The sequence below is a fragment of the Dinghuibacter sp. genome (assembly GCF_035492835.1).
Classification (GTDB): domain Bacteria; phylum Bacteroidota; class Bacteroidia; order Chitinophagales; family Chitinophagaceae; genus Dinghuibacter.
In genome coordinates this window covers 1-24,874 of record NZ_DATJIY010000092.1, presented here as the reverse complement: position 1 = coordinate 24,874, position 24,874 = coordinate 1, and the positions used below count along the sequence as shown (strand labels likewise).

Here is a 24,874-nt window from a genome sequence, read left to right as displayed (position 1 = left end):
AACGACAGAAAAAACGTTGAGGACCCCTCCCATTTTGCCTACGCGCCGAAGCGCACGCGGCGGGTCGCAAGGGCCAGGTCGCACGCGCTAGAGCGGAAGAGCCAGGGCGCAGGAGCCAGAGCCAGGGCGCGAATTCTTACTGCCCGGCCTCGACGTCTACTACTTCGTAGGCATTTTGCCCATCGGCGTCCTGGATCGGCTGGAAGTACGTACCGTTGAACTGAAGATAGGTCACGCCGTCCGCATTGACGGTCGTACACCCATCCGGCAGGTTGTATACGATGGCTCCCGGTGGCGCCGCCACGATCTGATAGCCGCCGCCGGCGGGCACATAGAAGGTGCCCCCGAAGTAATAATAGGTCACGCCGTCCACGTCCAGGTTGATGGTGCCGGAAGGCAGCCCGGGGACCGTCGCGCCAATGGGTGGGGCGATGACCTGGTAGCCGCCGTTATAAGGCTGGTAGAAGACGCCGGCGTTATAATAATATTGGGCGTTATTCCAGGCGATGACGGTGGCCGTGGCGTACATCGAGGCCAGGAAGAAACCCAGCGGGTGATAATAACCGCCACCCCATACATAAGGGCGATAGGGATGGTAGTAGTACCGGTGGTAGGCATAAAAACTATGACCGTTCCAATAGTGCGGCGGACGATGGTAGATCGGCCGGCCGGGTCTCCAGCTCGGAGGGCGATAACCGCCGCCGGGAGGACGCGTGCCGGGAGGTCTTGTGACCGGGGGGCGGGTACCCGGTGGGCGCGTACCGGGAGGCCGGGTTACCGGGGGCCGCGTTGAAGGTGGCCGGTTCGCTGGCGGTCGTTGCGCCGGGGGCATGGGTCTGTTTTGGGGAGGCCGCGCTTCGGGCCGTGGCGACGGTGAAGGCCGTACCTGCGGGCGGGGCGCCGGTGCGGGGCGCGGCGTGGAAGGCCTCGGTGCGGAGGGTCTTGGCGCGGGCGCCGGCCGCGGACGTTCCTGCGCGATCGCGCCCGATACGAGCAGGCTCAAGCCGAGGAACATCCCTAGTCCTGTGTGGTGTACAGTCATCGGTCAGGGGTTGTTTTAGTTGTATTGAAGATAGTATTAATTTGCAATTAGTTTGCCAGTGATGTATGCATCGATGGACATAGCGACCCTGCAGGGCCGGATCGCCCTCTACGAGGACATGAAGGCATACGAGGCCCTTTACGCGCGGCTCGCGCCGCGGCTGCAGCGCTTTTCCTACTCCCTCGTCCGGTCGCGCGAGGCCGCCGAGGAAGTCGTTTCCGACGTATTCATCAAATTGTGGCAGATCCGCAACACCCTCCACCGGGTCGACAACCTACAGGTATATCTGTACACCATTACCAAGAACTTTTCCCTCAACTACATCACGCGTACGTATAAGCACCCCGTCGTCAGCCTCGACGACATGGAGGTGGAACCCGTGATCCACCTCGGCAACCCGGAAGAGCTTTATCTGTCCGCGGAGGTCGTGGAACGCGTCCGCCGGGCGATCCTCCAGCTCCCGCCCCAGTGCCGGATCATTTTCCAGCTGGTGAAGGAGGACGGGCTGGCCTACAAGGAGGTCGCCGAAATCCTCCACCTGAGCGTCCTCACCGTCCGCAACCAATTGGCGATCGCCGTCCGCAAAATGGCTGAAGCGCTGCCCGCCCTGCGCGAACCGCAACCGCGCCGGATCGAAAAATAATTTTCCAGCCCTTTGGTACATTCCCTTCCACGGCACTGTCCTTATAGGATATGCCCCTCGATCGACTTTACCTGCTCTATAGCCTTCGGCTCTCCGGCGAAGCCACCCCGGAGGAAACCAAGGAATTGGAGGACCTGCTGAACGCCCACCCGGAAGAACGGCTGCGGCTGGAGGTCGTCAAGGGTCTTTGGGCAAGCCCCGCGGAGGAGACGGACGTGACGCGGTCCTACAACCGGCACCTGCAGAGGCTCAGCGAGCGCCAGGCGCGCCCCGGCGAATACGCGGCGGGGCCCGGCGAACACGCGGCGCGCCCCGAAGCGCCAGTGGTATTCGCGCACCGCCGCCCCCGGCGCATCCTGTGGCTGGCCGCCGCCGCGTCGGTGGCCCTCGCCCTGGCCGCCGGCTGGTGGTACGAGCGCCAAAGCCGGCCGGCGACGCCCACCCCCAATGCGATTTCGACCAAACGGGGCTCCAAGTCCCGGGTGGTGCTGCCTGACGGCACCGAGGTCTGGTTGAACGGCGACAGCCGGCTCACCTATGATGCCGGGACGTTCGGGGACAACCGGAACGTCCGGCTGGATGGGGAGGCCTACTTCGACGTCGCCAGCGACCCCCGGCATCCCTTCGTGATCCATACCCGCGCGATGGACGTCCGCGTATTGGGCACGGCCTTTGACGTACGCAGCTATGCGGACGAGCTTACGACGCAGACGTCGTTGTTCCGGGGGAGCGTGGAGGTGATCGTCCGGGATAAACACATCGTGCTAAAGCCCAATGAGCGGATCACGGTGGCCAACGACCGGCGCGCCGTCACCGGTGACGCGGCCCGTGATGCACAACAGGCCGCCCGCGATGCACAACTGGCCGCAGGCGACGCGCCAGCTGCCGGTGTCCAGCTCACGGTGGACAAGGTCCGCTTCGACCGCGACGACTCGGTAGCGCTCGCCGCCGCCTGGACAAAGAACAAGCTGGCCTTCGACCACGAAACGCTGGAAGACATCGCAAAAGACATCGCGCGCTGGTACGACGTCACGGTAACGATAAAGGACAACCGCCTGCGACAAACGAATTTCACGGCCACCTTCGACGACGAATCGCTGGAAGCCGTCCTGCACGCGCTCAGCCTGGCTGGCGGAAATTTTCACTATACCATTCGGAAAAGGGAGGTGCTCATCAACCCGTAGAACCCAATAGAACCCCGTAGAACCTCATAGACACGATTGTATTACCAAAACGACATGCGCTATATGAAACTTCAGACCTGATTATTCCCCGCAAAAAAAGAAACGGGAAATGTTTGCGGCATTCCCCGTTGAATAAGACAGATCGGGCCCTCACGAGGCCGTTTTTCCATCATTACACACTTAAAAGTATGAAAAAATTGGACGAGGGCGCCACCCGCATGCGGGTGCGCTCCATCATTAACTTCATCCTAATGACCAAGCTTGCTGTTGTACTGGCCTTTGCGTTTTCCATCCAATCCTTCGCCCACGGATACGGACAGGCCAATCTTCACCTTCACCTGGACCACGCGCCCCTCAAAAAAGCCCTTAAAACGATCGAAAGCCAAAGCGCGTTCCGCTTTGTGTATAAGGACGACCTGCTTCCGGCGGACCGGACGGTCAGCCTCGACGTCCGGGGCGCGACCCTGGAAGAGGTGCTGGGCCGTATCCTGGCCAATACCAACCTGGACTACCAGAAGGTGAGTGCCAACCTGGTCGTAATCGAGCAACGCGCCCAGGCGATAGCCATCGCCCAAAAGGTCACGGGCCGTGTAACTAACGGGAAGGGCGAGCCGCTGGCCGGCGTCAGCATCACCGAAAAAGGTACCAACAACGGTACGGTGACCAAAGACGACGGAACCTTTTCGCTAACGCTGACAAACGCCGGCGCGACCCTCGAAATAACCAGCATCGGCTACGTCACCCAGGAAGTAAAAGCAGCCGATCGCCTGGACATCCAGCTAAAACCCACCGCGGCCGACCTCAACGAGGTGGTCGTGATCGGTTACCAGAGCGTGCGTAAAAAGGACCTGACGGGCGCCACCGGCGTGGTCGACATGACCAACGCGAACCGGATCACCGGCGCTTCCGTGGGCGAGTCTATCCAGGGCCTGGTCCCCGGTGTGACGGTCCGCAATGGCGGCGCGCCGGGTGAAAACGCGGCGATCGAGATCCGGGGCGTCGGCAGTTTCACCAATTCCAACCCGCTGTATGTCATAGATGGCATGTTGTCCGACGCCAATACGACCGTCAACACCGAAGACATCGCCAGCGTCCAGATCCTCAAGGATGCCTCGGCGGCCGCCATTTATGGTTCCCGCGCGGGCAACGGCGTTATCATCATCACCACCAAAAAAGGCAAGGATGGTCCGGCAAAGCTCAGCTTCTCGGGTAAATACGGCGTCCAATCCATGCCCAAACGCTGGGACCTCATGTCCGCGCCGCAGTACCTGCAAACCGTCAAAACCCAATACGCCAATTCCGGGCTGAACCTGACCCCGGGTATGGCGGCGCAGGTGGCCAATAATACGATCAGCACCAACTGGCAGGACCAGTTTTTCCGGAACGGCCCCGAACAGGACTACAACGCGAGCATTTCCGGCGGCTCCGCCGCCGGTAACTACCTGATGAGCGGCAGCTATTACAAGAGCCAGGGCGACATCATCGGGAACGCCTTCGAACGCTCCGCGCTGCGCGTCAACACCGAGGCCAAAAAGGGCCGTTTGACGGTCGGCGAAAATATGATGATCTCGGCTACCGACGCCCAGGCTGTCGGTGGAGGCTCCAACCCGATCTACGACGCCGTCAACCTGCTCCCGGTGATTGGGGTTCAGGGCGATCAATATAAGACCATCCCATCCAACCCCGCGGGGTGGGGGATGGGCACCACCGATTTCCCCACCTACGCCGCGAACTACGTCGCCCTTAGCCAGATCGACCGCCAGACGGCGACCTACGACAAGGTGATCGGCAATGCCTACGCGGACATCCGGTTGTTCAACTGGCTCAGCTACCGGTTCAACCTGGGGGGCGAGGTCAGCTTCGATTACCATAAGGAGGTCCGCGACACCGGTATCGCCAGCTACGCCGCGCAACCGCCGCTCACCAGCGTCTACGAGGACAGGGAGCAGTTCACCAACTTCCTGATGGAACACACGCTCAACGTCAACAAGTCATTCGGGAAGCACAACATCAACGGCGTCGTCGGTTTTTCCCGGACCCAGCAACGCCGCGACGTGACCAGCGCCAGCCGGACGCTGATCGACCAGAATACCGGGCTGACGACGATCGGGTCCGCCTTCGGCACGCCGTCCGCCGCCGGCAGCACGCCCCTGTTCTGGCGCGCGCACGGTTACCTCGGCCGGATTAACTATACCTACAACGAACTGTACCTCCTGACCCTGACCGGCCGGATCGACCAGGACTCGCGTTTTGGCTCGAACTACCGGACGGGTTATTTCCCGTCGGCCGCCGGCGCCTGGCGGATCAGCCACGAGAAGTTCTTTAACGTCAAATGGGTCAACGACCTGAAGATCCGCGCCAGCTACGGCCAGCTCGGTTTCAGCGACGCCTTGGGGTCGTGGGACTACCTGGGGCTGATCAACAACAGCCCGCGCGCGATCTACGGCACGTCGCAGTCGCCGCAGGTCGGTCAGTACGCCGCCACCCCCGGAAACCCCAACCTTCACTGGGAAGAACGCACACAGGAGAACGCGGGTTTTGACGCCACCTTCCTGTCCGGCTCGTTGTCCGTTACCTTTGACATATACCGTTCCACCTCCAACAACGTATTGGTGGGCATCACGCCGCCGGGTTACCTGGGCGCGGTCGGTACCGTCAGTGAAAACTCCGGCTCCATCCGGAACTCCGGTTTTGAGCTCGGCGCCGTTTATCAAAACAATACCCGGAAGCTCCACTGGGACCTCTCCGCGAACGTGACCACTATCCACAACCAGGTGTTGTCCGTTGGCGACCAGGGTAAGGACGCGGCCGGCAACCCGATCAATTATATCCAGTACAACAACTTCATCCGCGCGCAGGTGGGGCATCCCATCGGGGCGTGGTACGTGATCCAGACCGACGGGCTTTTCCAAAGCCAGCAGGAGATCAACAGCTATGTCGGTAAAAACGGTCAGATGATCCAGCCCTTTGCGAAACCGGGCGACGTGAAATACGTCGACGCCAACGGCGACGGGCAAATCAACGACAACGACCGCCAGATGGTGGGCAGCCCCTGGCCTACGCTCCAGGCGGGCGCGCAGTTCAACGCCTCGTACCGGCAGTTCAACCTGAACATCCAGCTCGTCGGCATTTTCGGGTATAAGATATACGACGACGTCCGTCGCACGGCGGATACCTACCAGCTCTCCAACTTCCGTAAAGGCATCAACCCCTGGTCGGCCACCAACACCGGCGGCACCGATCCCCGCCTGGCGGTGGACGTACCCACCGACCCCGAGGTCGCGATCAACAACATGCCCGAAACGTCGCGCTGGCTCGAGAACGGCTCGTATGTGCGGGTGCGCAACGTGGAGCTCGGCTATAATTTCTCCCAGTCCGTTTTCCATGGGTTCTTCACCACCGCGCGGTTGTACGTCAGCGGGCAGAACCTGCTGACCTTTACGAAATACAAGGGCATGGACCCGGACGTCCAGGGCGGCGGTCTCGGCGCGCGGGGCTTTGACAACGGCAACTGGCCCTCGAGCCGCATCTTGTCGGTAGGATTGCAATGTGGTTTTTAACCGTAACAAACTTGAATCGTATGAAAAAATATATATGGGTATCGTTGCTGATATTGGCGGGCTGTAAGAAGGACCTCGACATCCCCAATCCCAACGCGCTCACTACAGAACAGTTCTGGAAAACCTCCACGGACGCCCAGCAGGGCGTGAATTCCATCTACAGCACATTCCACCGGACCGGGCTGTGCCGCTGGATACACTTCATCACCATCATCCGCTCGGACGAAGGCTATAGCACGAGCCCCAACACCGAGATCATCAACAACTGGGATGTATTCAACATTACGGACTACAATTGGGGCAATACCGTCGCCTTCTGGGACGATAACTATATCGGTATCGACCGCTGCAACCAGGTGCTCGACAACGTCCCGGGCATCGATATGGACGCGACGCTCCGGACGCAGCTGATCGGCGAGGCGCACTTTATGCGCGGGTTTTTCTATTACACGCTCGCGACCCTGTGGGGTAACGTACCGATCCTGCTGCACACCTCGGTCATCGGCCAGCAACCGCCTACCTCCAGCCAGGACAGCGTTTTTGCCCAGGCGGAACAGGACTTCACCGAAGCCGCGGGCGATCTGCCCGTCTCCTATGACGCCGGGAACGTCGGTCGTGCCACCAAAGGCGCCGCGTACGGTATGCTCGGGAAGTGCTATATGCAAACCCACCAGTACGCCCAGGCGCAACAGGCGCTGGCCTACCTGGTGACCGGTGGGGGCGCCGGGCAGTATTCGCTCGTCCCGAACTACCGGAGCAACTTCATCGAGACGTCCGAAAACAACGCGGAGTCGGTATTCGAAGTGCAAAACGCCCTCAACCCGAACGACACCCACGACGACGATACCCAAATCGGTACCTCCGACAACCTGAACTATGGAACGTCGATCCCTCCGTTCTTCGCACCGCGTCCCATCGGCTTTACCGATGGCCAGGCCCGCCGCTGGCCCGTCGCCGAATTCCTGTCGGAGGCCACGGTCGCGGGTGGCCGCGATCCCCGGCTAGCCGCCACCTACCTCTACGACTCGACCGATCCCCGCGGACCGGACTATACGATGGTCTACGGTCGTACGTTTTCATCGCTTGGGTATTCAAGCGACCCTACCGTCGTCCCGAATACGCACGACGTCTATTTCCGGAAATTCCTGGACGACTCGGTGATGACCGGGGAGGTCTTCCATTCCGGTAACAACTGGCGCTATCTGCGGTACGCCGACGTGTTGTTGTTGTACGCCGAGGCCCTCAACGCCCAGGGCAGCACCGCCACCGCGTACCCCTTCGTGGATGCAGTCCGCCAGCGCGCCGGTCTGGCCCCGTTGTCCACGGTCAAGCCGGGGTTGTCCCAGGCCGACTTTCTCACGCAGCTCAAACACGAACGGCTGGTGGAATTGTGCGGTGAGGGTCACCGTTGGGAAGACCTCGCGCGCTGGGGCGATTTGAGCAGCGCCCTCTCCTCCCGCGACCCGAGCTTCGCTCATTTCAAAACCGGTCGCGACGAGTTCCTGCCGATACCGCAGTTCGACCTCGACCTCAACCCGAATCTTCGTCAAAATCCAGGATACTGATGTTCTGTTACTCTTCCATCGGTTCGGGCGGCGTTTCTTATAGCCGCCCGCCCCGGTGGCAACCCGGTCTCCGCCGCAGAATAGGCGGCTGCGACCGGGTCGCCTCCGGGGCTCGCATGCCTTGGGGCCTCGCCATTGCGCTCGTCGCTACGCTCGCGCTCGGCGCCTGCTCCAAATCCTCCGGCGGCCACGGTTCGGCCACCGACACGACTTCCACGTACCACGCGGACGACCATCCGCCGGCGGACAATAGCCAGCCCGTCGTCAACCTCACCTGGGATACCGGCGCGGTCAAAATCTCAGACAACGTCTACTTCGCCGAATACCCGCGCGTCCATCGGCTGGGCGGGGATACCCTGCTGCTGACGTATCACTGCGGTCCCTCCACGAATACGTGGGGGAACGTGGCGCTGCGCCAAAGCACCGATGGCGGCCAAACCTGGTCCCCGGCAGTCCTTGTCGAACCGGCAACAATTCCCGGGTACTATGGGTTTTCGGACCCGGACATACTGGTCATGCAGAACGGCTGGCTGATGATGGCCTTCGTGGGCCGCGGCAACCCGGACGACAATACGCACGACAACGTCCAGATCGCCCTCAGTAAGGACCGAGGTCAGACGTGGGGGACTCCCCAGATCATTGTCAGCGGCCGTTCCTGGGAACCCGGGATGGTACAGCTGCCCAATGGCACGATCGACGTCTTTTATTCCAGCGAGGCCGCGTGGTGGCCGAGCGCGAACCCGCAACAGGAGATACTGATGGTGTCGAGCGCTGACAACGGGGCGACCTGGACCACCACGCCCAAGCACGTGTCGTATGCAGCCGGCGACCGGGACGGGATGCCCGTGCCCGTGCTGTTGCAAAACGGCAAGGGTATCGCCTTTGCGATCGAGTCGGTGAACAACAGCCAGTCCCCGTGGATACAATGGTCCTCCGTCGACGCCAACTTCAACTACGAGACCTACGGCACCATCGACAACGGGCGTCGCTGGCTGGCGACGCAACAGCCGATCTGGGGCGGCGCTCCCTACCTAATCCAGCTGCCCACCGGCGAAACCCTGCTTTCCGTCCAGGATGCGGGCGGCCGTTCGATCGGCAGCGACTGGCACAAGAACACCATGCTCGTGCTCGCCGGCAACACCATCGCGCAGAACTTCAGCCAGGTCACTCAGCCATGGCCCAACCTTCCCACCGACGAGGGGGCGTACTATAATTCTCTATATTTAAGCAACGATACCACCCTCGTTGCACTCACCACCCGGAATTTTCCGGACGGTCACAGCGAGATATGGTGGAAACGCGGAACCCTAAAACGAGGACAATAAAACACCCATCATGAAATTCCTGGCCCTGCTGTTACTGCTGCCCTGCGCCGCCGCCGCGCAGCTCGTCAACCCGCTGCTGCCGTCCGGCCCCGATCCTTATGTTTGCTACAAGGACGGTTACTACTATTACACCAACACCCTGGGCAGCCGCGTCGACCTTTGGAAGACCCGCGACCTTAAAGACCTGAAGACCGCGCAGCGCGTCACGATCTTCAAACCCGAACCCGGCAAGCCTTATTCCCGCGACGTGTGGGCGCCGGAGGTGATGTTCCTCCGCGGCAAATGGTACGCGTATGTGGCAGCCGACGACGGCAACAACGACCACCACCGCATCTTTGTCCTTGAAAACGCCAATCCCGACCCCATGCAGGGCGCCTGGACCTTCAAGGGCGAAGTGGCGAACGACGATAATAAATGGGCGATCGACGCTGACGTGATCGACTACAAGGGCCGGTTGTATATGGCCTGGTCCGGTTGGGAAGGCGACACCAACGGCGAACAGGACATCTATATCGCCAGGATGAGCAACCCGTGGACGATCGAGGGGCAGCGGGTCCGCATTTCGAGGCCCACCTACTCCTGGGAGACACACGGCGACCTGAAGGGCCCGCCCGGTCACCTCAACGTCAACGAGGGGCCGCAGTTCCTGATCCACAAGGACAGGGTATTCATCGTTTTCTCCGCGAGCGCCTGCTGGACCGACCACTATGCGCTGGGGCTGCTCAGCCTGAGCGGTCACCACCTGCTCGACGCGGGCCGGTGGCATAAATCCCCCGAGCCCGTTTTTACCGGCGATACCGCGGTCCACGTCTACGCCCCCGGTCACAACTCGTTCTATAAAGACGGACAAGGCCGGGATTGGCTCCTTTACCACGCCAACAATGCGCCGGACCTGGGCTGTGGCGGACGCCGCTCGCCCAGGGCGCAGCCGTTCACCTGGAATGCGGACGGCACGCCGGACTTTGGCCGCCCGGTCGCGGAAGGTCCGCTGGCCAATCCGTAATGCCTGGGGGCGGCGGGGGGTAAAACCCGGGTTGCGTAATCCGATAGCGCGCCCTATTTTGCGCGCCTATGAGCACCACCCCCAGCAGTATCCCCGGCATGGGCGCCATCCCACACTCCGGCGGCGGCACGACCTTCCGTGTATGGCTCCCTAATGCGAGCGAGGTCAATGTCGCCGGCAACTTTAACGATTGGTCGACGACGGCGCACCCCCTGGCGAGCGAGAGCAACGGCTATTGGTCCAGCGACATCGGCGATGCCAACCTCGGCGACCGCTACCGATACGTCATACGAGGTCCGTACATCGACGGCCTCCAATGGCGCACCGACCCCTATTGTAAAAGCGTCGAAAACACCGACGAAGGCAACGGCGCCATCGTGGCCGATACGTTCAACTGGGCGGACGACCGGTTCCAGATGCCTCCCTGGAACGAACTCGTCATATATGAGCTGCACGTGGCGAGCTTTAACGGTCAGAACGCCCAACCCGGGAATTTTGGCTCGATCATCGGCAAGCTCGACTGCCTGAAAGACCTTGGTATCAATGCCATCGAAATACTCCCCATCCAGGGCTTCCCGGGGACCTATTCGCTGGGGTATAACCCCGCCCTGCCGTTCGACATTGAGAGCAGCTATGGCTCACCGGACGACTTCAAGACGTTTATTCTCGCGGCGCACCAAAGGGGCATCGCGGTGATTCTGGACGTCGTGCTCAACCACTTCGGCCCGGACGACCTCAACACGTCGTTGAGGAGACCGGATGGGTGGTATGTCGACAACCGGGATGGGATATACTTCTACAGCGACTGGCGGGAGCAGACGGGTTTCGGTCCGCGGCCGGACTACGGCAGGGGAGAGGTACGGTCATTCCTCAAGGACAGCGCCATGCTCTGGCTGGACGAGTACCGGGTGGACGGCTTGCGCTTCGACTCCACCGTCAACATCCGCAACGTATATGGCAACAACAACGACCCGGCGCACGACCTGCCCGACGGCTGGAGCCTGATGGCATGGATCAACGACGAGGTGGACAGGAGCATGCCCTGGAAGATCACCATCGCCGAAGACCTGCAGGACAACCCGTGGATCACTTACCCGACGGGCGAGGAAGGAGCGGGTTTCGACAGCCAGTGGGACGCATACTATTACTGGCGGATCGTGGATACCGTCGTCGTCCCTCGAGACCAGGACCGGGATATGACGCAGATCGCGCAGGCCCTGACCCACAGCCTCGGGCCGGACATGTGCAAGCGGTTGTTGTATTTTAACAACCACGACCAGTGCGCGGCCATCAATAACACCGTCCGGCTGCCCGACCGTATCTGGCGGGGGCACGCGGACAGCTGGTTTGTGCGCAAACGATATACCCTGACCGCGGGCGTGCTCTGCACGAGCCCGGGTATCCCGATGATCTTTCAAGGGGATGAGTTCCTGACCTGGGGCAGCTGGGATCCGCACACAGACCTCGACTGGTCGCAGCTCCAGCGCTTCCCCGGTATCTATGCGCTCTTCCGCGACCTGTTCCGGCTCCGGCGTAACCTGGGGGGTAACACCGGCGGGCTCACCGGACAGCACATAGCTATTCTTCACATCAACAACACGGACAAATTGATTGCCTGGCACCGTTGGTCGGAGGGCGGCCCGGGTGACGACGTAGTGGTGGTCGCGAATTATGCAAATACATCTTACGTCAGCTACGCCATCCCTTTCCCCAGCCCGGGGACCTGGTACGTACGCTTCAACAGCGACTCGTCCGCGTATTCGCCTGACTTTGGCAACCAGCCGGGGTACGCGACCACGGCGGACCCATACGGCAACGTCGGGATCGGGCCGTACACCCTGCTGATACTGTCGCAGTAGCCGCCGGCGGCTTATCGGGTGCGACGGAATAAACTGTATCGCCGCCGGACGAAGCGTACGATAACGATCGTTTTCGTAGTAGGAAGCTTTAGTGTAACGCATTGATAGTTATCGCCTAATGATTTGGCATCGCCTTCGATGTACGAACACCAAAGTATACGCCATGAAAAGAATGATCGTAGCCTGCCTGCTCATCGCAGGCCTGGCCGGAGGCTGCGCGCCCGCGGCCATCTCCACCGCCGACGTACCGCCAGCTGTCCTGATGAAGATCTCGTGCAAGGACGACGCGTCGATGCGGGAAGAAATCCTGAACCTGCTCCACGTAAAAAAAGGCCAGGACATTATGACGGATAAAGAAAACGGCTGGCTATACGTCCAGGTGACCTTTGTATTGCGCGAAGTGCCGCTGTACGTGGTCCAGGACCTGCAGACCGATCTGCGGTCCATGTCGGGGATGTCGTCCGTCGAGCTGGAATGGAACCAGACGGGAACGTACACGTCACCGTCCACATTCGGACACCATGTAGTGCAGGCCGGACCGCAACTAATTCATTAGGAGTTGTTTGGGTGGTTGGCATGGTGATTGATTGTCAGCAAATTATGAATACGAATACCTGGACAATCGCCTGGCGGAGCCTTGCCAGGAACAAGGTCTTTTCGACCATCGGCATCGCCGGGCTGGGCCTGGGCATGACCTGCAGCCTGCTCATCCTCTTGTGGGTAAAGGACGAGTTGCGTTATGACCACAGACAGCCCGCGAACCTCGCCAGGGTCATGACGCATTCGTTGGATAAGAACGGCAGTATCGGCGCCAGCGGGTCTTACACACAAGGCCTGCTGGCCGATGCGTTGCGACAACAAATTCCGGAGATCGCCGACGCCGCCACGGTCTTGTGGGAGGACAGGATGATCTTTTCGGTGGGCAAAGAAGCGAACCGGGAATCGGGACGCTACGTGGGCAACGATTTTTTCAGGATGTTCAACTTCCCCTTGATCAAAGGCCGGTTCGGCGCCACGCCGGACGACATTGTCCTGACCGAAAAACTCGCCCGGAAATATTTTCACGGGCAGGACCCCATCGGCCAGACCGTCCGTATCGACAACAAACGCGACTATATCGTCAGCGGCATCGCCGCCGACGTACCCGAACAATCCTCGATCACGTTCGACTACGTCCTGCCGGTCCAGCACTGTTTCCAGGACAACCCCTGGATGGTCGGGGGCTGGGACCATATGGGCCCCGACACCTATGTGCTGCTGCGCCCCGGCGCGGATATGCAAAAGGTAAGCGCCAAGATCAGGAATTTTATCTGCGCCCAGGACCCGCTGGTCAGGGACAAGATACTGTCGCTCCAGCCTTACCGGGACATCTACCTCCATTCCACGTTTGTCAGGGGGCTGCCCGATGGCGGTCGGATCGACTACGTCCGTTTGTTTTCGCTGGTCGCGTTGTTCATCCTCTTGATCGCGTGTATCAACTTCGTCAACCTGGCGACGGCCAGGGCCGCCAAGCGGGCCCAGGAGGTGGGTGTCCGTAAATCCGTAGGCGCGCGCCGGTCGTCGCTGGTGCAGCAGTTCCTGGTCGAAGCGATGGCTTTCGCGGTGTGCGCTATGTTGCTGAGCGCGGGGCTGGTGGCTATCCTGCTGCCGTGGTTCAACCAGCTCACGGGGAAGCATATCGTGTTATCGGCAGACTTGTTTTATGCGTTACCAGTAGTGGCACTGGCCACCGGTCTGCTGGCGGGCGTGTACCCCGCGCTCTTCCTTTCTTCCCTGAAGCCGGTATCGGTGCTCAAGGGCCAGCTCCGGTTCGGTCCCCGGAGCGCCTACCTGAGGAAGGGGCTGGTGTGGCTGCAGTTCGCGTTGTCCATCCTGCTGATCGTGTGCACGATCGTCGTCTCCAAACAACTGCGTTATGTGGAGAGCAAGAATATCGGGCTGGACCGGTCGAACCTGGTGTACATACCCGTGGACGACCAGCTGGGCGCGCACCTGGGAGCCTTCCGGCACGACCTGGAGGAAAGCGGGGACATCGAGGGGATGACGCTGGTTTCCTCCATGCCCACGCACATCAGCTGGTATTCGGACAACATCACCTGGCAGGGAAAAACGGCAGGCGACAAGACCGCCCTGGCCGAGATGGACGTAACGTACGGCTTCCTCGGGACGCTAAGGATGTCGATGGCCGCGGGCCGCGTTTTCTCACCGGAGCTTCCGACCGATTCCAACAATTTTATCCTCAACGAAACCGCCGTTCGCGTGCTGGGTCTGAAAGAGCCCGTGGGCAAAAGTTTTTCCCACCAACAGACAAAGGGGCGGATCATCGGCGTGGTCCGCGACTTTCACATGGCGTCGCTGCACGACGCGATCGCGCCACTCTTTATACAACTGCAGCCGTCGATGCGCACAGGGGTGGGGGTGATCCGAATCCGGACGTCCTCCGCCATGGAGGTGCTCGCGAACGCCTGGGCCACGTACGACCCGGGGGCGCCGTTGGATTATATGTTTGCGGACGAAGAATTCCGCAGCCACTACCTCAGTGAGGTGACGGTGGAGCAATTGTCGCGGGTATTTTCACTGGTGGCGATCCTGATCTCGTGTCTCGGCCTGTTTGGCCTGGCGATCTTCACGGCGGAGCAGCGGATGCGGGAGATCGGCATCCGGAAGGTCCTGGGCGCCAAAACCGCCGACCTGTTCGCGTTGCTGTCGAAGGACTTCCTCCAACCCGTCGGTCTTGCCGCGCTCTGCGCCTTCCCGGTGGGCGGTTGGCTGATGCACCGTTGGCTCCAGGGGTATGCTTACCGGACGACCCTCAGCTGGTGGGTCTTCGGGCTGTCCGGCGGACTGGCGCTGGGGATCGCGTTACTCACGGTGAGCTATCAATCGCTGCGCGCCGCCCGCGCGAAGCCGAATTTACGGGAGGACTAGGGCGAAGCCGGCGAAGCGGCCGTGGTGCGAAAAGGACACCGGTCGCGTCTCCGTGCCGCGGATCAGGCTCGGGCAACCGTCTTCGCGATGGCTCACACACCAGCCATCCCCGGCGAATTCGCCGGGGCCGCCGGCCAGCGCCGCGGCGCGCGCATGGAGGTCGCGCCCGTCGCACGGTTCGCCGGTGACTTCGGCCAGGAATGCGGAGTTAAAAGCCACGGTCTCGATAAAGTCCTCGCTGAGGCGGCTACGCGTCCGCACGCCCCCGGCGGTTGCCTCCAGCGAGGCCGTCAGCCCTGTCACCACGATCTTTGCCGGCGAAAACACCAATCCCGGCTGCGTGCGACAGCTATACTTATACACGGCCTCTTTGACCGACCAGCACAACCAGCAATACTGATGGAACGATAAAAACCCCGGCGCCGGCCACTCGGCTGCGTTCATGAACTTGGCCGCGAGCCGCTCCGTGCGCGAAGGGTCCGTCAGCGACAGGTCCACGAGGTCGTAACCGATGCCCGGCACATCAGGACGGCTGTCCGAGCTTCTCTTGTATGACATCGATGCAGCTACCGATGGTGGTCATTTTCTCCGCGGAGTCGACGTCGATCTCGATGTTGTATTTGGCTTCTGCGTCGATAACGATGTCGACGAGGTTGGCGGAATTGACCCTCAGATCGGCGATGAGGTTCGTCGTTTCGTTGATGTTCTGAAGCAATTCTTTGTTCTTGATGTACGGCCCGAGGACCTTCTTCAATTCTTCGAGGATGGCGTGTCTATCCATGATCATTTCCATTTAGCGAATATCAAGCAGGTATTTACGTCCCCAAATCCAAAGTTGGCCTTGGCTACGGTATTAATAACGGCTGGTGTGCTCGCGGTGGGTATCCGCGAAGCGTCTATCCTTTTGACGATCTCCGGATTGGGTTCCTCCAGGTTGACGTTGGGATGGACGAACTGGTGGGCGATCTGTAGCACCGCGGCCACCGACTCGATCGACCCGGCGGCGCTGAGGCAATGTCCGATCATCCCCTTCAGGGAATTGACCCACGGAAAATCGGCGTCTTTCCGGTCGAGCGCCAGGCTCCAGTTCTGGATCTCCGCCAGGTCTCCGAGCGTAGCGGTGAGGTGTCCGGCGACCAGGTCGATGGTCTCCGGGCCGGTCTCCGAGATCCGCAGGGCTTCCCGGATACAACGGACCACGCCCTCGGCATTGGGCGCGGTCATCGACCCGCCCCCGCGCTGACCGCCGGAATTGGTGGCCCCGCCTTTTAATTCGGCGTAAATCCTTGCGCCCCGTTGTAGTGCCGTGTCCATATCTTCCAGTATCAGCGCCCCCGCACCCGAGCTGGGTACGAAACCGCCCGCGGTCCTGCTCATCGGCCGGGAGGCCTTTTCGGGCTCCTGGTTGAAGCGGCGGGAGAGGACGCGCATGGCGTCGAAGGCGCCGAAGATATAGGTATCTACAAATTCCGTGCTACCCGTCACCATCCGATCGGCGAGGCCGCTGGATATGTATTCGTAGCCCATCAGGATGGCCTGGGAGCCCGTGGCGCAAGCCGCGGAATTGGTGACGATTTTCCCCGCCAGACCCAAACGGCCGGTGATATAGGCGGTGACCCCGCTGTTCATCGTCTCTTCTACGACCCTGGACCCCAGCTTTTTGACCTCGAGGGCGTCCACCCGTCGCATCACGTTTTGCATGAGCGCCGAGTCGGCGGTACTGTTCCCGAAGACGATACCGGTGTCCCAGCGGGGCGTCTCCGTTTCCAACGGCAAACCGGCATCCTGCCAGGCATCCACCGCGGCGCGGAGCCCGAAGCCTATGCCCATGCCCCTGAGGCCATGGAACGTCACTTCCGGGATGATCTCCCGGAGGGATTCCCACTCGAAGGGTGGCCGGCCGGTGACATGACAGAGGTATTTCAGGCGTTCGAAATCCGGGACGTATTTTAAACCCGATTTCCCCATCCGGATCGCCTCGAGAAAGTCGGGTACCCCAATGGCGTTTGGCGCAACCACGCCCAGACCGGTGACGACGACGCGTCGCTTTTTCATGGGACGGGTTGGTTTACGTGTTTGATGACGCCGGAAAACGTACCCTCGGCGATGCGACGGCCCTCGCTATCGGTCATAACCACGAAACATTTGAGCTTGCCAAAACGGAAGTATTGTTTTTGGGAATGGACATAAACGGTATCCCCGGGGAGGACCATCTTGTGAAAGGACACTTCCGTGGACGTAAGTAAGGGGTATAAAAGACCAGGTTCGACGCCGGCAGGCCCTTTCCCGGTGACGACGAGGTAAATGCCCATGGTGACCAACCCGATCTGGGCCATGATCTCGGTCAGGATGACGCCGGGCGTCACCGGGTTTCCGGGAAAGTGGTCCTCGTAGAAAAAGGCGTCCTTCCGTAGCGTAAACTCCCCCCTGACCTCGTCATCGCTGATGTGCGAGATATGGTCCACGAAGCGGAAGGTGGATTTATACGGTAGATGATCGAGTAGGTCTTTGTGCATCATTTTTTCTTTACAAACAATGTTCTCCTCCGTCGACGTGCAAAAGGGCCCCGTTGATCCAGGATGCCTCCCCGGTACAAAGGAGGTAGATGGCTCCCGCCACGTCCCCTGGCGTGGTCCTTCGGCCCATCGGATTCCTCCTGGCCGCCAGCTCGAGCAGCTCCTGGCTGCCCGGTATCCTTTCCAGGGACGGGGTCGACGTGATCCCGGCCTGTATGAGATTGGTCCTTAAGCCGTATTTCGCAAACTCGACCGCCATATAGGTGGCGAGCGTTTCCAGGGAGGACTTGGCGATCGCGACCGCGCCGTATCCGTCCCAATACCGGTGCGCCCCACCGCTCGTCAGCCCGATTACCCCGGCCCCCGGTATAAACAGTTTCTCCTGCACCAGTTCCCTGGTCCAATCCAGCAAGCTCGTCGACATGGCGTACGTCGTCGCCGCCAGGTCTTCATGGGAGAGGATTCCTTCATCTGTATCGCCCGCCAGCGGCTTCAGATTGCCCCTGGCAATGGAGTGCAACAAGAGTCGCACCTTCGGGCGGTTGCCCGTGTAGTCCCGGAAAGTACGGATGAAGGAACGCCGGCTTTGTTCGTCCAGCGCGTTGATGTTATGAGGAAGAATGACAACCTTTTCCTTGTCGGCTATCCTGCTCAACGTTTCTCTCACTGTCCGGTCCGCGACCGCCATTTCCCGGTAGAGCACCGCGATGTTCATACCCGCTGCAGCCAGCTTCTCCAGCGCCGCCAGGCCGATACCGCTCGAACCTCCCAAAATAATGCCCCACTCATCCGAGAACTGCTTTTGATACGTCATATACGGGCCGACAAAATAACGGAAAAGTTAAGTATTTTAGCGTAAAATGTGTGGCGGCCCCAGCCAGCCGTGTAGTTTAGGCTGTGGCCGCCACACGGCTAATGATTTTTGAATGACATTACGATTAATCTTAATACTATCTCTCCTGCTAGGCAAAGGCTCCGATGAGTTTGACAAGGCTAACTACTACACCGTTTTTGCAAAGGGTTCCCTCGACCAGATCAACCAGGAACTGGCGAGCATGACGCCGTTGAATTTTCCGGAAAAAACCGGCTATGAAGGCGCGCTGGTGATGAGGAAAGCGGGTATGCGCAAATCCATCAAGGACCGGTTGGATGATTTCAAGGCCGGTGGGAAGCAGCTAGAGTACGCCATAAAGACCGACAGCACCAACGTGGAGTTCCGTTTTCTCCGGCTTTGCATACAGGAGAACGCCCCCCGGTTTCTGGGGTATCATTCCGATCTGGATAGGGATAATTTGTATATTCGCCTCCATTTTAAACAATTGACACCCGTCGTACAAGACGCCATCAAGGACTACTGCAAGCAATCGCATATCCTGAAGCTGGACAACCTTTAATATTTCCCCATGCAGCAACGAGTCTTAGCGATTTATTACACTCAGACAGGACAATTGGGGGAAATCATGGATCGGTTTACGGCGCCGCTGGTCGAAGCGGGCGTAACAGTAGAGACGGTAGTCGTCCGGCCCAACCCCGGTTTTCCCTTTCCCTGGACATCGGACACGTTTTTTGGCGAGATGCCCGACTGCGTGCTGAGCGTGCCCCGCGGCCTGGAGCCTTTTTCCCTGGGGGCCACGCGCTACGACCTGATCATCCTCGGCTACACCCCCTGGTTCCTCTCACCATCCATCCCTACGAACTCCCTGTTGCAGGATCCGGCCTTCCAATCCGTGCTAAAGGATACGCCGGTGATCACGGTGACCGGTTGTAGGAATATGTGGATAAGCGCGCATATCCGGCTCCGGAAGTCGCTGGAGGATCGCGGCGCCCGCCTGGTGGGGAACATCGCGTTGGTGGACCGGCACCTCAACCTGGTCAGCCTGCTGACGATCATGCACTGGTTGTTTGGCGGGAAAAAGGACCGCTGGCGCAATATATTGCCCGTACCGGGCGTCTCGCAGACCGACATCGATCGCATGAGCGACTATGGCCGGTTGGTGTTGCCTGCCCTGGCGGGGGACTGGTCCGGCCTTCAACCCGCCCTGGTTGGCGCCGGCGCCGTGGACGTCAAGCCCCACCTGTTGTTCATCGAACGCAACGGGGCGCGGATCTTCGGCATATGGGCAAACGTCATCGTCCGTAAAGGGAACCGCAAACCCTGGCTGAGGGCGTTCAAGTGGTACATCATGTTTGCGCTGTTCCTGCTCGGCCCCCTGGTATATCTCATTACTCAACTCATTATACGGCCCCTATTTTACAGAAAGGTAAACTCCGTCCGAAAACATTATCTATATCTAAACTGAAGAAAAATGTCCTTGAGCCCAGTCTATATTACCGGCACGTCTGTTTTCCTACCGAATAAACCTGTTTCCAGCGACGAGATGGAGGAATATCTTGGCTATATCAACGGGAAGCCGTCCAAGTCAAGGAAGATCGTACTCCGCAATAATGGCATCGAAACCCGCTACTACGCCCTGAAAAAAGGGGGCGAGCCCACCCATACCAACGCCGAACTGACCGCGGAGGCCATCCGGGGTTTGTTTGCGTCGGACCCCGCCGGCATCGGCGGTGTCGACCTGATGACCTCGGGCACTTCATCGCCCGACCAGATCATGCCCTCCCATGGCGTCATGGTCCACGGCGCGCTGCCGGAATTGGGCGCGGTCGAGGTCGTATCCCCCTCCGGCAATTGTTGCGCCGGGATGCACGCCCTCAAGTATGCCTACCTGGCCATCCGGTCCGGGGACGCACGGAAGGCCGTGAGTGCCGGCTCCGAGCTGATGAGCCTGCTCATGCGGGCCGGGATGTTCGAGGAGGAAGTCCATCACCTGATCGACCTGAATGAAAACCCCTACGTCGCCTTCAAAAAGGAGTTCCTCCGCTGGATGCTGTCCGACGGGGCGGGCGCGTTCCTGCTCGAAGGACAACCAAAAGCCGAAGGGCAATCCCTGCGCATCGACTGGATCGACGGCGTGTCCTATGCCGGGGAAATGGAAACCTGTATGTACCAGGGCGGCGACAAGGATGAAGAAGGCCGGTTCCGCGGCTTCAAGCTGTATTCGTCCGACGACCTCATCAACCAGTCCGTCTTTTCCGTCAAACAGGACATCGGTCTGCTGAGCGACAACATCGTCCCGCTGGGCGGCCGCAAGGTAAAGGAGATATTCGAGCGCCGCGGGCTGACCGTCGATGACGTGGACTGGTTCCTGCCGCACATTTCCAGCGCGTTCTTCAAGGACAAGATTTCCGAGGTGATGTCGGTGCTCGGCAAGGGGATACCCGAGGAAAAGTGGTTCCTCAACCTGAGCCGGATCGGCAACATCGGCGCGGCCTCTATCTACGTGGCCGTCGACGAGCTGATGCGGAGCGGACGCCTGAAGACCGGCGAACGTATCCTGTTGCTCGTTCCGGAAAGCGCGCGCTTTTCGTATATGATTGCGATGTTAACCGTTGTATAGCGCCCTTCGGCGCCCGTAAATTGTATAACGCCCCTCGGCGCCCCATAAATGTGGAGACCATGAACAAAGAAGACGTTCCCCAGGACAAAGGCGCGCTCGGCCGCCTCACCCGCGAAGTCTGCTACGCTACCGATGCGGAGGGCAAGTACGTTACGGAGCTGAGCGCCGGCTGGGACGTTAAGAACCAGGCGCTCGACGCCGCCTGGCAGGACATCGAGGAGCGCGTCGCCCGCGCCCGTGAAAAGGTGTCCCGGGGCGAAGCCAGCCCGCTGTTGTTTTTCATGGAAAGACGCCTCATGGATATGCCTACGCTGGCGGCCTATACCGGCTTCTGGCAGTGGCGGATCAAACGGCACCTGACCACCCGCGGCTTTGCCCGCCTCTCCCCACGCCAGCTGTCCCGCTACGCGGAGGCTTTTGCGGTGAGCGTGGAGGATCTAAAAAGCATGACCCTGCATGAAGACTGAATTCAATCACCTGCAATCGGCCCACTGCGAAACGGGCGTGACGGCAGGCCTGATGCACCATATCGGTGTCGACAAGATCACCGAGCCCCTGGCGCTGGGGATTGGCGCCGGTTTGTTTTTTATCTACATCCCGTTTATCAAGATATCCAACGGCCCGGCGATCGCCTTCAGGGTACAGCCCGGCCTGATCTTCAAACGCACCTGTAAGGCGCTCGGTATCCCCGTGGTCCGCAAGAAATTCCGCACCCGGGAAGAAGCCGCGTCCGCCCTTGACGAACAGTTGCGTAACGGTCAGCCGGTGGGTTGCCAGGTAGGGGTATATTACCTGACGTATTTCCCGAAGGAATACCGTTTCCACTTCAACGCCCATAATATTGTGGTTTATGGAAAGGAGCAAGATCGCTACCTGATCAGCGACCCGGTGATGGAAACGACAACCTCGCTGTCGGCGTACGAGCTGGAACGCGTCCGGTTTGCCCGTGGCGCGCTCGCGCCCAACGGGCAGATATATTATCCCAAGCCCGGGGCGCCCGTCACCGATGACATGATCGCCCACGCCATCCGCAAGGGTATCAAGGCTAACGCCTGGGTCATGCTCAACATCCCCGGTCCCATCGCGGGCGTGCGGGGTATCCGGTTTATCGCCGGCCGCATCCGCCGCTGGCGCGACAAGCTGGGCCAGCACGACGCGGGTCTTTATCTGGCCCAGCTGGTGCGGATGCAGGAGGAGATCGGCACCGGCGGTGGCGGCTTCCGCTATATGTACGCGGCCTTCCTACAGCAGGCAATGCAGTATACGCCGCACGATGCGTTGCCCGCCCTGTCCGCGCAATTCACGCGTTCCGGCGATCTCTGGCGGACCGCCGCCGTACAGGCCGCGGGTATCTACAAGGGACGGCTGGGGTCGCAGGCGGACTTCGATCAGATAACGGATTATCTGCTCGAGATCGCGGAGATCGAGCGAGAGGCGTTTGTGGCGTTATCGAAAATCAAGTGGACATGAGCGCCGGCGCTACTCCCTCCGGCGGCGCCACGGCGTCCGCCGCCATCGACATCTCCGGTCTGAACTTCCGGTATCCCGCCGCAGACGCGCCCGTTTTCTCGGATTTGTCGCTGCGCATCCCCCAGGGCGCGCGATTTGGCCTCTTCGGCCCTAACGGCGCCGGCAAGACGACACTCATGAACCTCATGACGGGCCTGCTGTCCTTCAAGGAAGGCAGCATAAAGATGCTGGGCTACGAAGCCAGTCCCCGCGCGCACGCCGGCCGCGGCCGCCGCCTGGGGTTGCGCTCGCTTTTCGGATTCGTCCCCCAGGAATATTCTTTTTACATGGAATTGAGCCCCTGGCAAAACCTGGAGTTCTACGGCGCCTGGGCCGGCCTTTCCCCCGCGGAGACGCGTCGTCGCGCGCTGCCGCTGCTCGAGGTCCTCGGCCTGGCCGATGTCCGTCACCAGCCCGCGCACCAGTTTTCCGGAGGGATGAAGCGCCGTCTGAACCTGGCCATCGGCGTGATCCATCGGCCCCGGATCCTTTTCCTGGACGAGCCCACCGTGGGCGTGGACGTGCAAACCGCGTACTCGATCATGGCGTATCTCGGCGAACTCAATCATACCGGCACCACCCTGGTCTATACCAGCCACCAGCTCGACGAGGCCGAGCGCCTCTGTAACGACATCGCCCTGATCGACCAGGGGACCATCCTGGCGGAGGGCGGGGTCCACACGCTGCTGGCGGACCACCACCAGAAAGACCTTCGCGGGCTTTACCTCGAGCTCACCGGAAAAACCTACCGGGATGCATAAGCTCTGGGCGACGATACGGAAGGATACCCGGATCATGTTCCGCGACAAGGTAGGGATGATCTTTATGTTTGGCATGCCGCTGCTGCTGGTGCTCATCGTCACCGCCATCCAGAACAGCGCCTTCGAGGCCACCGCCAGCGGACGAATGCCGCTCGTCGTGCGTAACGCCGACACCGGCGCGGTCAGCCACGCGCTCACCGACGCGCTTTCGGCCAGCGGGCTCTTTTCCATTTCGTCCTCCGGCGATGTCGCCGCCGACATCCACGATAAAAAGGCCCTCATCGGGATGGATATACCCGCGGGGTTCTCGGATTTTATGACGGCGTCCGCGCGGCGGATGTCCGGAGCGGCGCTGCATTCCTTCGGGCTCGGGGACTCCGCCGGGGCGCGCGGCCCCGCGCCCGGCCCCGCGGGCATCGGCCCCCTCTCGATCTACGAGAGCCCCATCCTCCAGGACGCTATCCGGCGCTCCGTCCGGAGCGGCATCAGCGGCGCCCTCCAGGCCATCGAAAGCCGCCTCGTCCTGCGCGAAGTATACCTGAACATCAACGGCAAACCCCTTCCGGACTCGCTGGAACGGGCGCTCCTCAGCAACCCGCTGGAGCTCCGCGAGATCGTCACCGGCTCCGTCAAGACGCCCCTCAACGCGGCCCAGCATAACGTCCCCGCATGGACGCTGTTCGCGATGTTCTTTATCGTCCTGTCGCTGGGCGGAAGCCTGGTCCGCGAAAAGGAAAGCGGGAGTTTTATCCGCCTCAAAACCCTGCCCACCAGCTATTGGGTCGCCCTGGCCTCCAAACAGGTCACCTACCTGGGCGTCACCCTGGCGCAGGCCATCCTGATCTTTGCCATGGGCATCTGGATATTCCCCTTGTTTTCGCTCCCCGCCCTCCACCTTCCTTCAGATTGGATCGGCCTGGTCGTCGTCACCCTGCTCTGCGGCTGGTGCGCCGTCAGCTACGCCATCTGCGTGGGCACATACGCCCGGACCGCCGAACAGGCCAACGGCTTCGGTTCGGTGTCGGTCATCATCCTGGCCGTCATCGGCGGTCTCATGGTGCCGTCCTTCATCCTCCCGGACACGCTCCGGGCCTTTATGAACGTATCCCCCCTGCACTGGTGCCTGGAAGCCTACTACGGCCTCTTCCTCGACGGCGGCCGGCTCCGCGATGTATGGGTAAATATTATACCTTTAACCGCCATAACCCTCCTGCTCCAGGCCTTTACCTGGTGGGGGCTCCGGCGCAAAAATCTTATATAGAGCATAATGGCAAACGAGCAACTGAAACAAACCGTAAAAGAACAGATCGTTTCTTTCCTCAACCTGACCTCCGTCAACCCCGTCGACATCAAGGACGACGAACCCCTCTTTGGCGAGGGCCTCGGCCTCGACTCCATCGATTCCCTGGAACTCATCGTCATGCTCAACCGCGAGTACGGCATCACCATCAACGACCCCAAAGAAGGCCGCAAGGTCCTCGTGGACGTGAATACGATGGTCGACTACATCGAGCAGCACCGGAC

General features: G+C 60.6%; 23 protein-coding genes. 17 read left to right on the top strand and 6 right to left on the bottom strand.

Annotated elements, in window-relative coordinates:
- Positions 1 to 136: 136 nt before the first annotated feature.
- Positions 137 to 832 carry a DUF6515 family protein gene (locus VL547_RS08605; protein ID WP_325577246.1) on the bottom strand — a complete coding sequence of 232 codons (696 nt, stop codon included), beginning with the start codon at positions 830 to 832 and terminating at the stop codon, positions 137 to 139.
- A gap of 271 nt (positions 833 to 1,103) precedes the next feature.
- On the opposite strand from VL547_RS08605, the gene VL547_RS08600 reads away from it, so the two are divergent.
- The 9 genes from VL547_RS08600 to VL547_RS08560 all read left to right on the top strand — a co-directional run bounded on the left by VL547_RS08600 (position 1,104) and on the right by VL547_RS08560 (position 15,109).
- Positions 1,104 to 1,685 (top strand): RNA polymerase sigma-70 factor, encoded by a 582-nt coding sequence (locus VL547_RS08600; RefSeq protein WP_325577247.1) that lies wholly within the window; start codon positions 1,104 to 1,106, stop codon positions 1,683 to 1,685.
- A 50-nt stretch (positions 1,686 to 1,735) separates the two neighbouring features.
- Positions 1,736 to 2,869: a FecR family protein gene (locus VL547_RS08595; protein WP_325577245.1), complete on the top strand. Its 1,134-nt coding sequence runs from the start codon at positions 1,736 to 1,738 to the stop codon at positions 2,867 to 2,869.
- 188 nt (positions 2,870 to 3,057) lie between these two features.
- A complete protein-coding gene (locus VL547_RS08590; protein WP_325577244.1) occupies positions 3,058 to 6,429 on the top strand; it encodes a SusC/RagA family TonB-linked outer membrane protein in 3,372 nt (1,123 codons plus the stop codon).
- 20 nt (positions 6,430 to 6,449) lie between these two features.
- Positions 6,450 to 7,994, top strand: coding sequence for a RagB/SusD family nutrient uptake outer membrane protein (locus VL547_RS08585; RefSeq protein WP_325577243.1), 1,545 nt, complete (start codon positions 6,450 to 6,452; stop codon positions 7,992 to 7,994).
- Entirely contained in the window at positions 7,994 to 9,319 is a 1,326-nt protein-coding gene (locus VL547_RS08580) for a sialidase family protein (protein ID WP_325577242.1), read from the top strand. Before VL547_RS08585 ends, VL547_RS08580 begins: the two co-directional genes overlap by 1 nt.
- 10 nt (positions 9,320 to 9,329) lie before the next feature.
- Positions 9,330 to 10,322, top strand: coding sequence for a glycoside hydrolase family 43 protein (locus VL547_RS08575; RefSeq protein ID WP_325577241.1), 993 nt, complete (start codon positions 9,330 to 9,332; stop codon positions 10,320 to 10,322).
- Between the two features lie 68 nt (positions 10,323 to 10,390).
- Complete coding sequence (locus VL547_RS08570; RefSeq protein ID WP_325577240.1) at positions 10,391 to 12,181, top strand: alpha-amylase family glycosyl hydrolase; 1,791 nt, start codon at positions 10,391 to 10,393, stop codon at positions 12,179 to 12,181.
- Positions 12,182 to 12,344: 163 nt separating this feature from the next.
- Complete coding sequence (locus VL547_RS08565) at positions 12,345 to 12,737, top strand: hypothetical protein (RefSeq protein ID WP_325577239.1); 393 nt, start codon at positions 12,345 to 12,347, stop codon at positions 12,735 to 12,737.
- 44 nt (positions 12,738 to 12,781) lie between these two features.
- Positions 12,782 to 15,109 carry an ABC transporter permease gene (locus tag VL547_RS08560; protein ID WP_325577238.1) on the top strand — a complete coding sequence of 776 codons (2,328 nt, stop codon included), beginning with the start codon at positions 12,782 to 12,784 and terminating at the stop codon, positions 15,107 to 15,109.
- Here VL547_RS08560 and VL547_RS08555 read toward each other — a convergent pair.
- From VL547_RS08555 to VL547_RS08535, 5 genes are read right to left on the bottom strand one after another with little or no spacing between them, the layout of a single operon-like run.
- On the bottom strand, positions 15,095 to 15,667 hold the full coding sequence (locus VL547_RS08555) for a 4'-phosphopantetheinyl transferase superfamily protein (RefSeq protein ID WP_325577237.1): 573 nt from the start codon (positions 15,665 to 15,667) through the stop codon (positions 15,095 to 15,097). The genes VL547_RS08560 and VL547_RS08555 overlap by 15 nt on opposite strands.
- Positions 15,633 to 15,890: an acyl carrier protein gene (locus VL547_RS08550; RefSeq protein ID WP_325577236.1), complete on the bottom strand. Its 258-nt coding sequence runs from the start codon at positions 15,888 to 15,890 to the stop codon at positions 15,633 to 15,635. Before VL547_RS08550 ends, VL547_RS08555 begins: the two co-directional genes overlap by 35 nt.
- A gap of 2 nt (positions 15,891 to 15,892) precedes the next feature.
- Positions 15,893 to 17,164: a beta-ketoacyl-[acyl-carrier-protein] synthase family protein gene (locus VL547_RS08545; RefSeq protein ID WP_325577235.1), complete on the bottom strand. Its 1,272-nt coding sequence runs from the start codon at positions 17,162 to 17,164 to the stop codon at positions 15,893 to 15,895.
- The gene (locus tag VL547_RS08540; protein WP_325577234.1) at positions 17,161 to 17,625 is read right to left on the bottom strand and encodes a 3-hydroxyacyl-ACP dehydratase FabZ family protein; all 465 of its coding nucleotides are present in this window, start codon (positions 17,623 to 17,625) and stop codon (positions 17,161 to 17,163) included. The genes VL547_RS08545 and VL547_RS08540 overlap by 4 nt, the downstream gene beginning before the upstream one ends.
- 10 nt (positions 17,626 to 17,635) lie before the next feature.
- Positions 17,636 to 18,439 (bottom strand): SDR family oxidoreductase, encoded by an 804-nt coding sequence (locus tag VL547_RS08535; RefSeq protein ID WP_325577233.1) that lies wholly within the window; start codon positions 18,437 to 18,439, stop codon positions 17,636 to 17,638.
- A gap of 112 nt (positions 18,440 to 18,551) precedes the next feature.
- On the opposite strand from VL547_RS08535, the gene VL547_RS08530 reads away from it, so the two are divergent.
- The 8 genes from VL547_RS08530 to VL547_RS08495 all read left to right on the top strand — a co-directional run.
- Positions 18,552 to 19,019: a hypothetical protein gene (locus tag VL547_RS08530; protein WP_325577232.1), complete on the top strand. Its 468-nt coding sequence runs from the start codon at positions 18,552 to 18,554 to the stop codon at positions 19,017 to 19,019.
- A 66-nt stretch (positions 19,020 to 19,085) separates the two neighbouring features.
- Complete coding sequence (locus tag VL547_RS08525) at positions 19,086 to 19,925, top strand: hypothetical protein (protein WP_325577231.1); 840 nt, start codon at positions 19,086 to 19,088, stop codon at positions 19,923 to 19,925.
- A 6-nt stretch (positions 19,926 to 19,931) separates the two neighbouring features.
- Positions 19,932 to 21,080: a beta-ketoacyl-ACP synthase III gene (locus VL547_RS08520; RefSeq protein WP_325577230.1), complete on the top strand. Its 1,149-nt coding sequence runs from the start codon at positions 19,932 to 19,934 to the stop codon at positions 21,078 to 21,080.
- A 59-nt stretch (positions 21,081 to 21,139) separates the two neighbouring features.
- Positions 21,140 to 21,547, top strand: coding sequence for a hypothetical protein (locus tag VL547_RS08515; RefSeq protein WP_325577229.1), 408 nt, complete (start codon positions 21,140 to 21,142; stop codon positions 21,545 to 21,547).
- Positions 21,537 to 22,550, top strand: a complete 1,014-nt coding sequence (locus VL547_RS08510) for a BtrH N-terminal domain-containing protein (protein WP_325577228.1) — start codon at positions 21,537 to 21,539, stop codon at positions 22,548 to 22,550. Before VL547_RS08515 ends, VL547_RS08510 begins: the two co-directional genes overlap by 11 nt.
- Entirely contained in the window at positions 22,547 to 23,350 is an 804-nt protein-coding gene (locus tag VL547_RS08505; protein WP_325577227.1) for an ABC transporter ATP-binding protein, read from the top strand. The genes VL547_RS08510 and VL547_RS08505 overlap by 4 nt, the downstream gene beginning before the upstream one ends.
- Entirely contained in the window at positions 23,343 to 24,611 is a 1,269-nt protein-coding gene (locus VL547_RS08500; RefSeq protein ID WP_325577226.1) for an ABC transporter permease, read from the top strand. Before VL547_RS08505 ends, VL547_RS08500 begins: the two co-directional genes overlap by 8 nt.
- Positions 24,612 to 24,617: 6 nt before the next feature.
- A partial coding sequence (locus VL547_RS08495) for a phosphopantetheine-binding protein (protein WP_325577225.1) occupies positions 24,618 to 24,874 on the top strand: 257 nt, incomplete at its 3' end.

Coding starts and splice junctions, on each gene's coding strand:
- VL547_RS08590 (WP_325577244.1), top strand. CDS start 3,058: ATGAAAAAATTGGACGAGGGCGCCACCCGCATGCGGGTGCGCTCCATC.
- VL547_RS08510 (WP_325577228.1), top strand. CDS start 21,537: ATGAAGACTGAATTCAATCACCTGCAATCGGCCCACTGCGAAACGGGC.
- VL547_RS08540 (WP_325577234.1), bottom strand. CDS start 17,625: ATGCACAAAGACCTACTCGATCATCTACCGTATAAATCCACCTTCCGC.
- VL547_RS08550 (WP_325577236.1), bottom strand. CDS start 15,890: ATGGATAGACACGCCATCCTCGAAGAATTGAAGAAGGTCCTCGGGCCG.
- VL547_RS08545 (WP_325577235.1), bottom strand. CDS start 17,164: ATGAAAAAGCGACGCGTCGTCGTCACCGGTCTGGGCGTGGTTGCGCCA.
- VL547_RS08515 (WP_325577229.1), top strand. CDS start 21,140: ATGAACAAAGAAGACGTTCCCCAGGACAAAGGCGCGCTCGGCCGCCTC.
- VL547_RS08560 (WP_325577238.1), top strand. CDS start 12,782: ATGAATACGAATACCTGGACAATCGCCTGGCGGAGCCTTGCCAGGAAC.
- VL547_RS08570 (WP_325577240.1), top strand. CDS start 10,391: ATGAGCACCACCCCCAGCAGTATCCCCGGCATGGGCGCCATCCCACAC.
- VL547_RS08530 (WP_325577232.1), top strand. CDS start 18,552: ATGACATTACGATTAATCTTAATACTATCTCTCCTGCTAGGCAAAGGC.
- VL547_RS08500 (WP_325577226.1), top strand. CDS start 23,343: ATGCATAAGCTCTGGGCGACGATACGGAAGGATACCCGGATCATGTTC.
- VL547_RS08555 (WP_325577237.1), bottom strand. CDS start 15,667: ATGTCATACAAGAGAAGCTCGGACAGCCGTCCTGATGTGCCGGGCATC.
- VL547_RS08575 (WP_325577241.1), top strand. CDS start 9,330: ATGAAATTCCTGGCCCTGCTGTTACTGCTGCCCTGCGCCGCCGCCGCG.
- VL547_RS08605 (WP_325577246.1), bottom strand. CDS start 832: ATGCCCCCGGCGCAACGACCGCCAGCGAACCGGCCACCTTCAACGCGG.
- VL547_RS08580 (WP_325577242.1), top strand. CDS start 7,994: ATGTTCTGTTACTCTTCCATCGGTTCGGGCGGCGTTTCTTATAGCCGC.
- VL547_RS08585 (WP_325577243.1), top strand. CDS start 6,450: ATGAAAAAATATATATGGGTATCGTTGCTGATATTGGCGGGCTGTAAG.
- VL547_RS08520 (WP_325577230.1), top strand. CDS start 19,932: ATGTCCTTGAGCCCAGTCTATATTACCGGCACGTCTGTTTTCCTACCG.
- VL547_RS08505 (WP_325577227.1), top strand. CDS start 22,547: ATGAGCGCCGGCGCTACTCCCTCCGGCGGCGCCACGGCGTCCGCCGCC.
- VL547_RS08535 (WP_325577233.1), bottom strand. CDS start 18,439: ATGACGTATCAAAAGCAGTTCTCGGATGAGTGGGGCATTATTTTGGGA.
- VL547_RS08600 (WP_325577247.1), top strand. CDS start 1,104: ATGTATGCATCGATGGACATAGCGACCCTGCAGGGCCGGATCGCCCTC.
- VL547_RS08525 (WP_325577231.1), top strand. CDS start 19,086: ATGGATCGGTTTACGGCGCCGCTGGTCGAAGCGGGCGTAACAGTAGAG.
- VL547_RS08565 (WP_325577239.1), top strand. CDS start 12,345: ATGAAAAGAATGATCGTAGCCTGCCTGCTCATCGCAGGCCTGGCCGGA.
- VL547_RS08595 (WP_325577245.1), top strand. CDS start 1,736: ATGCCCCTCGATCGACTTTACCTGCTCTATAGCCTTCGGCTCTCCGGC.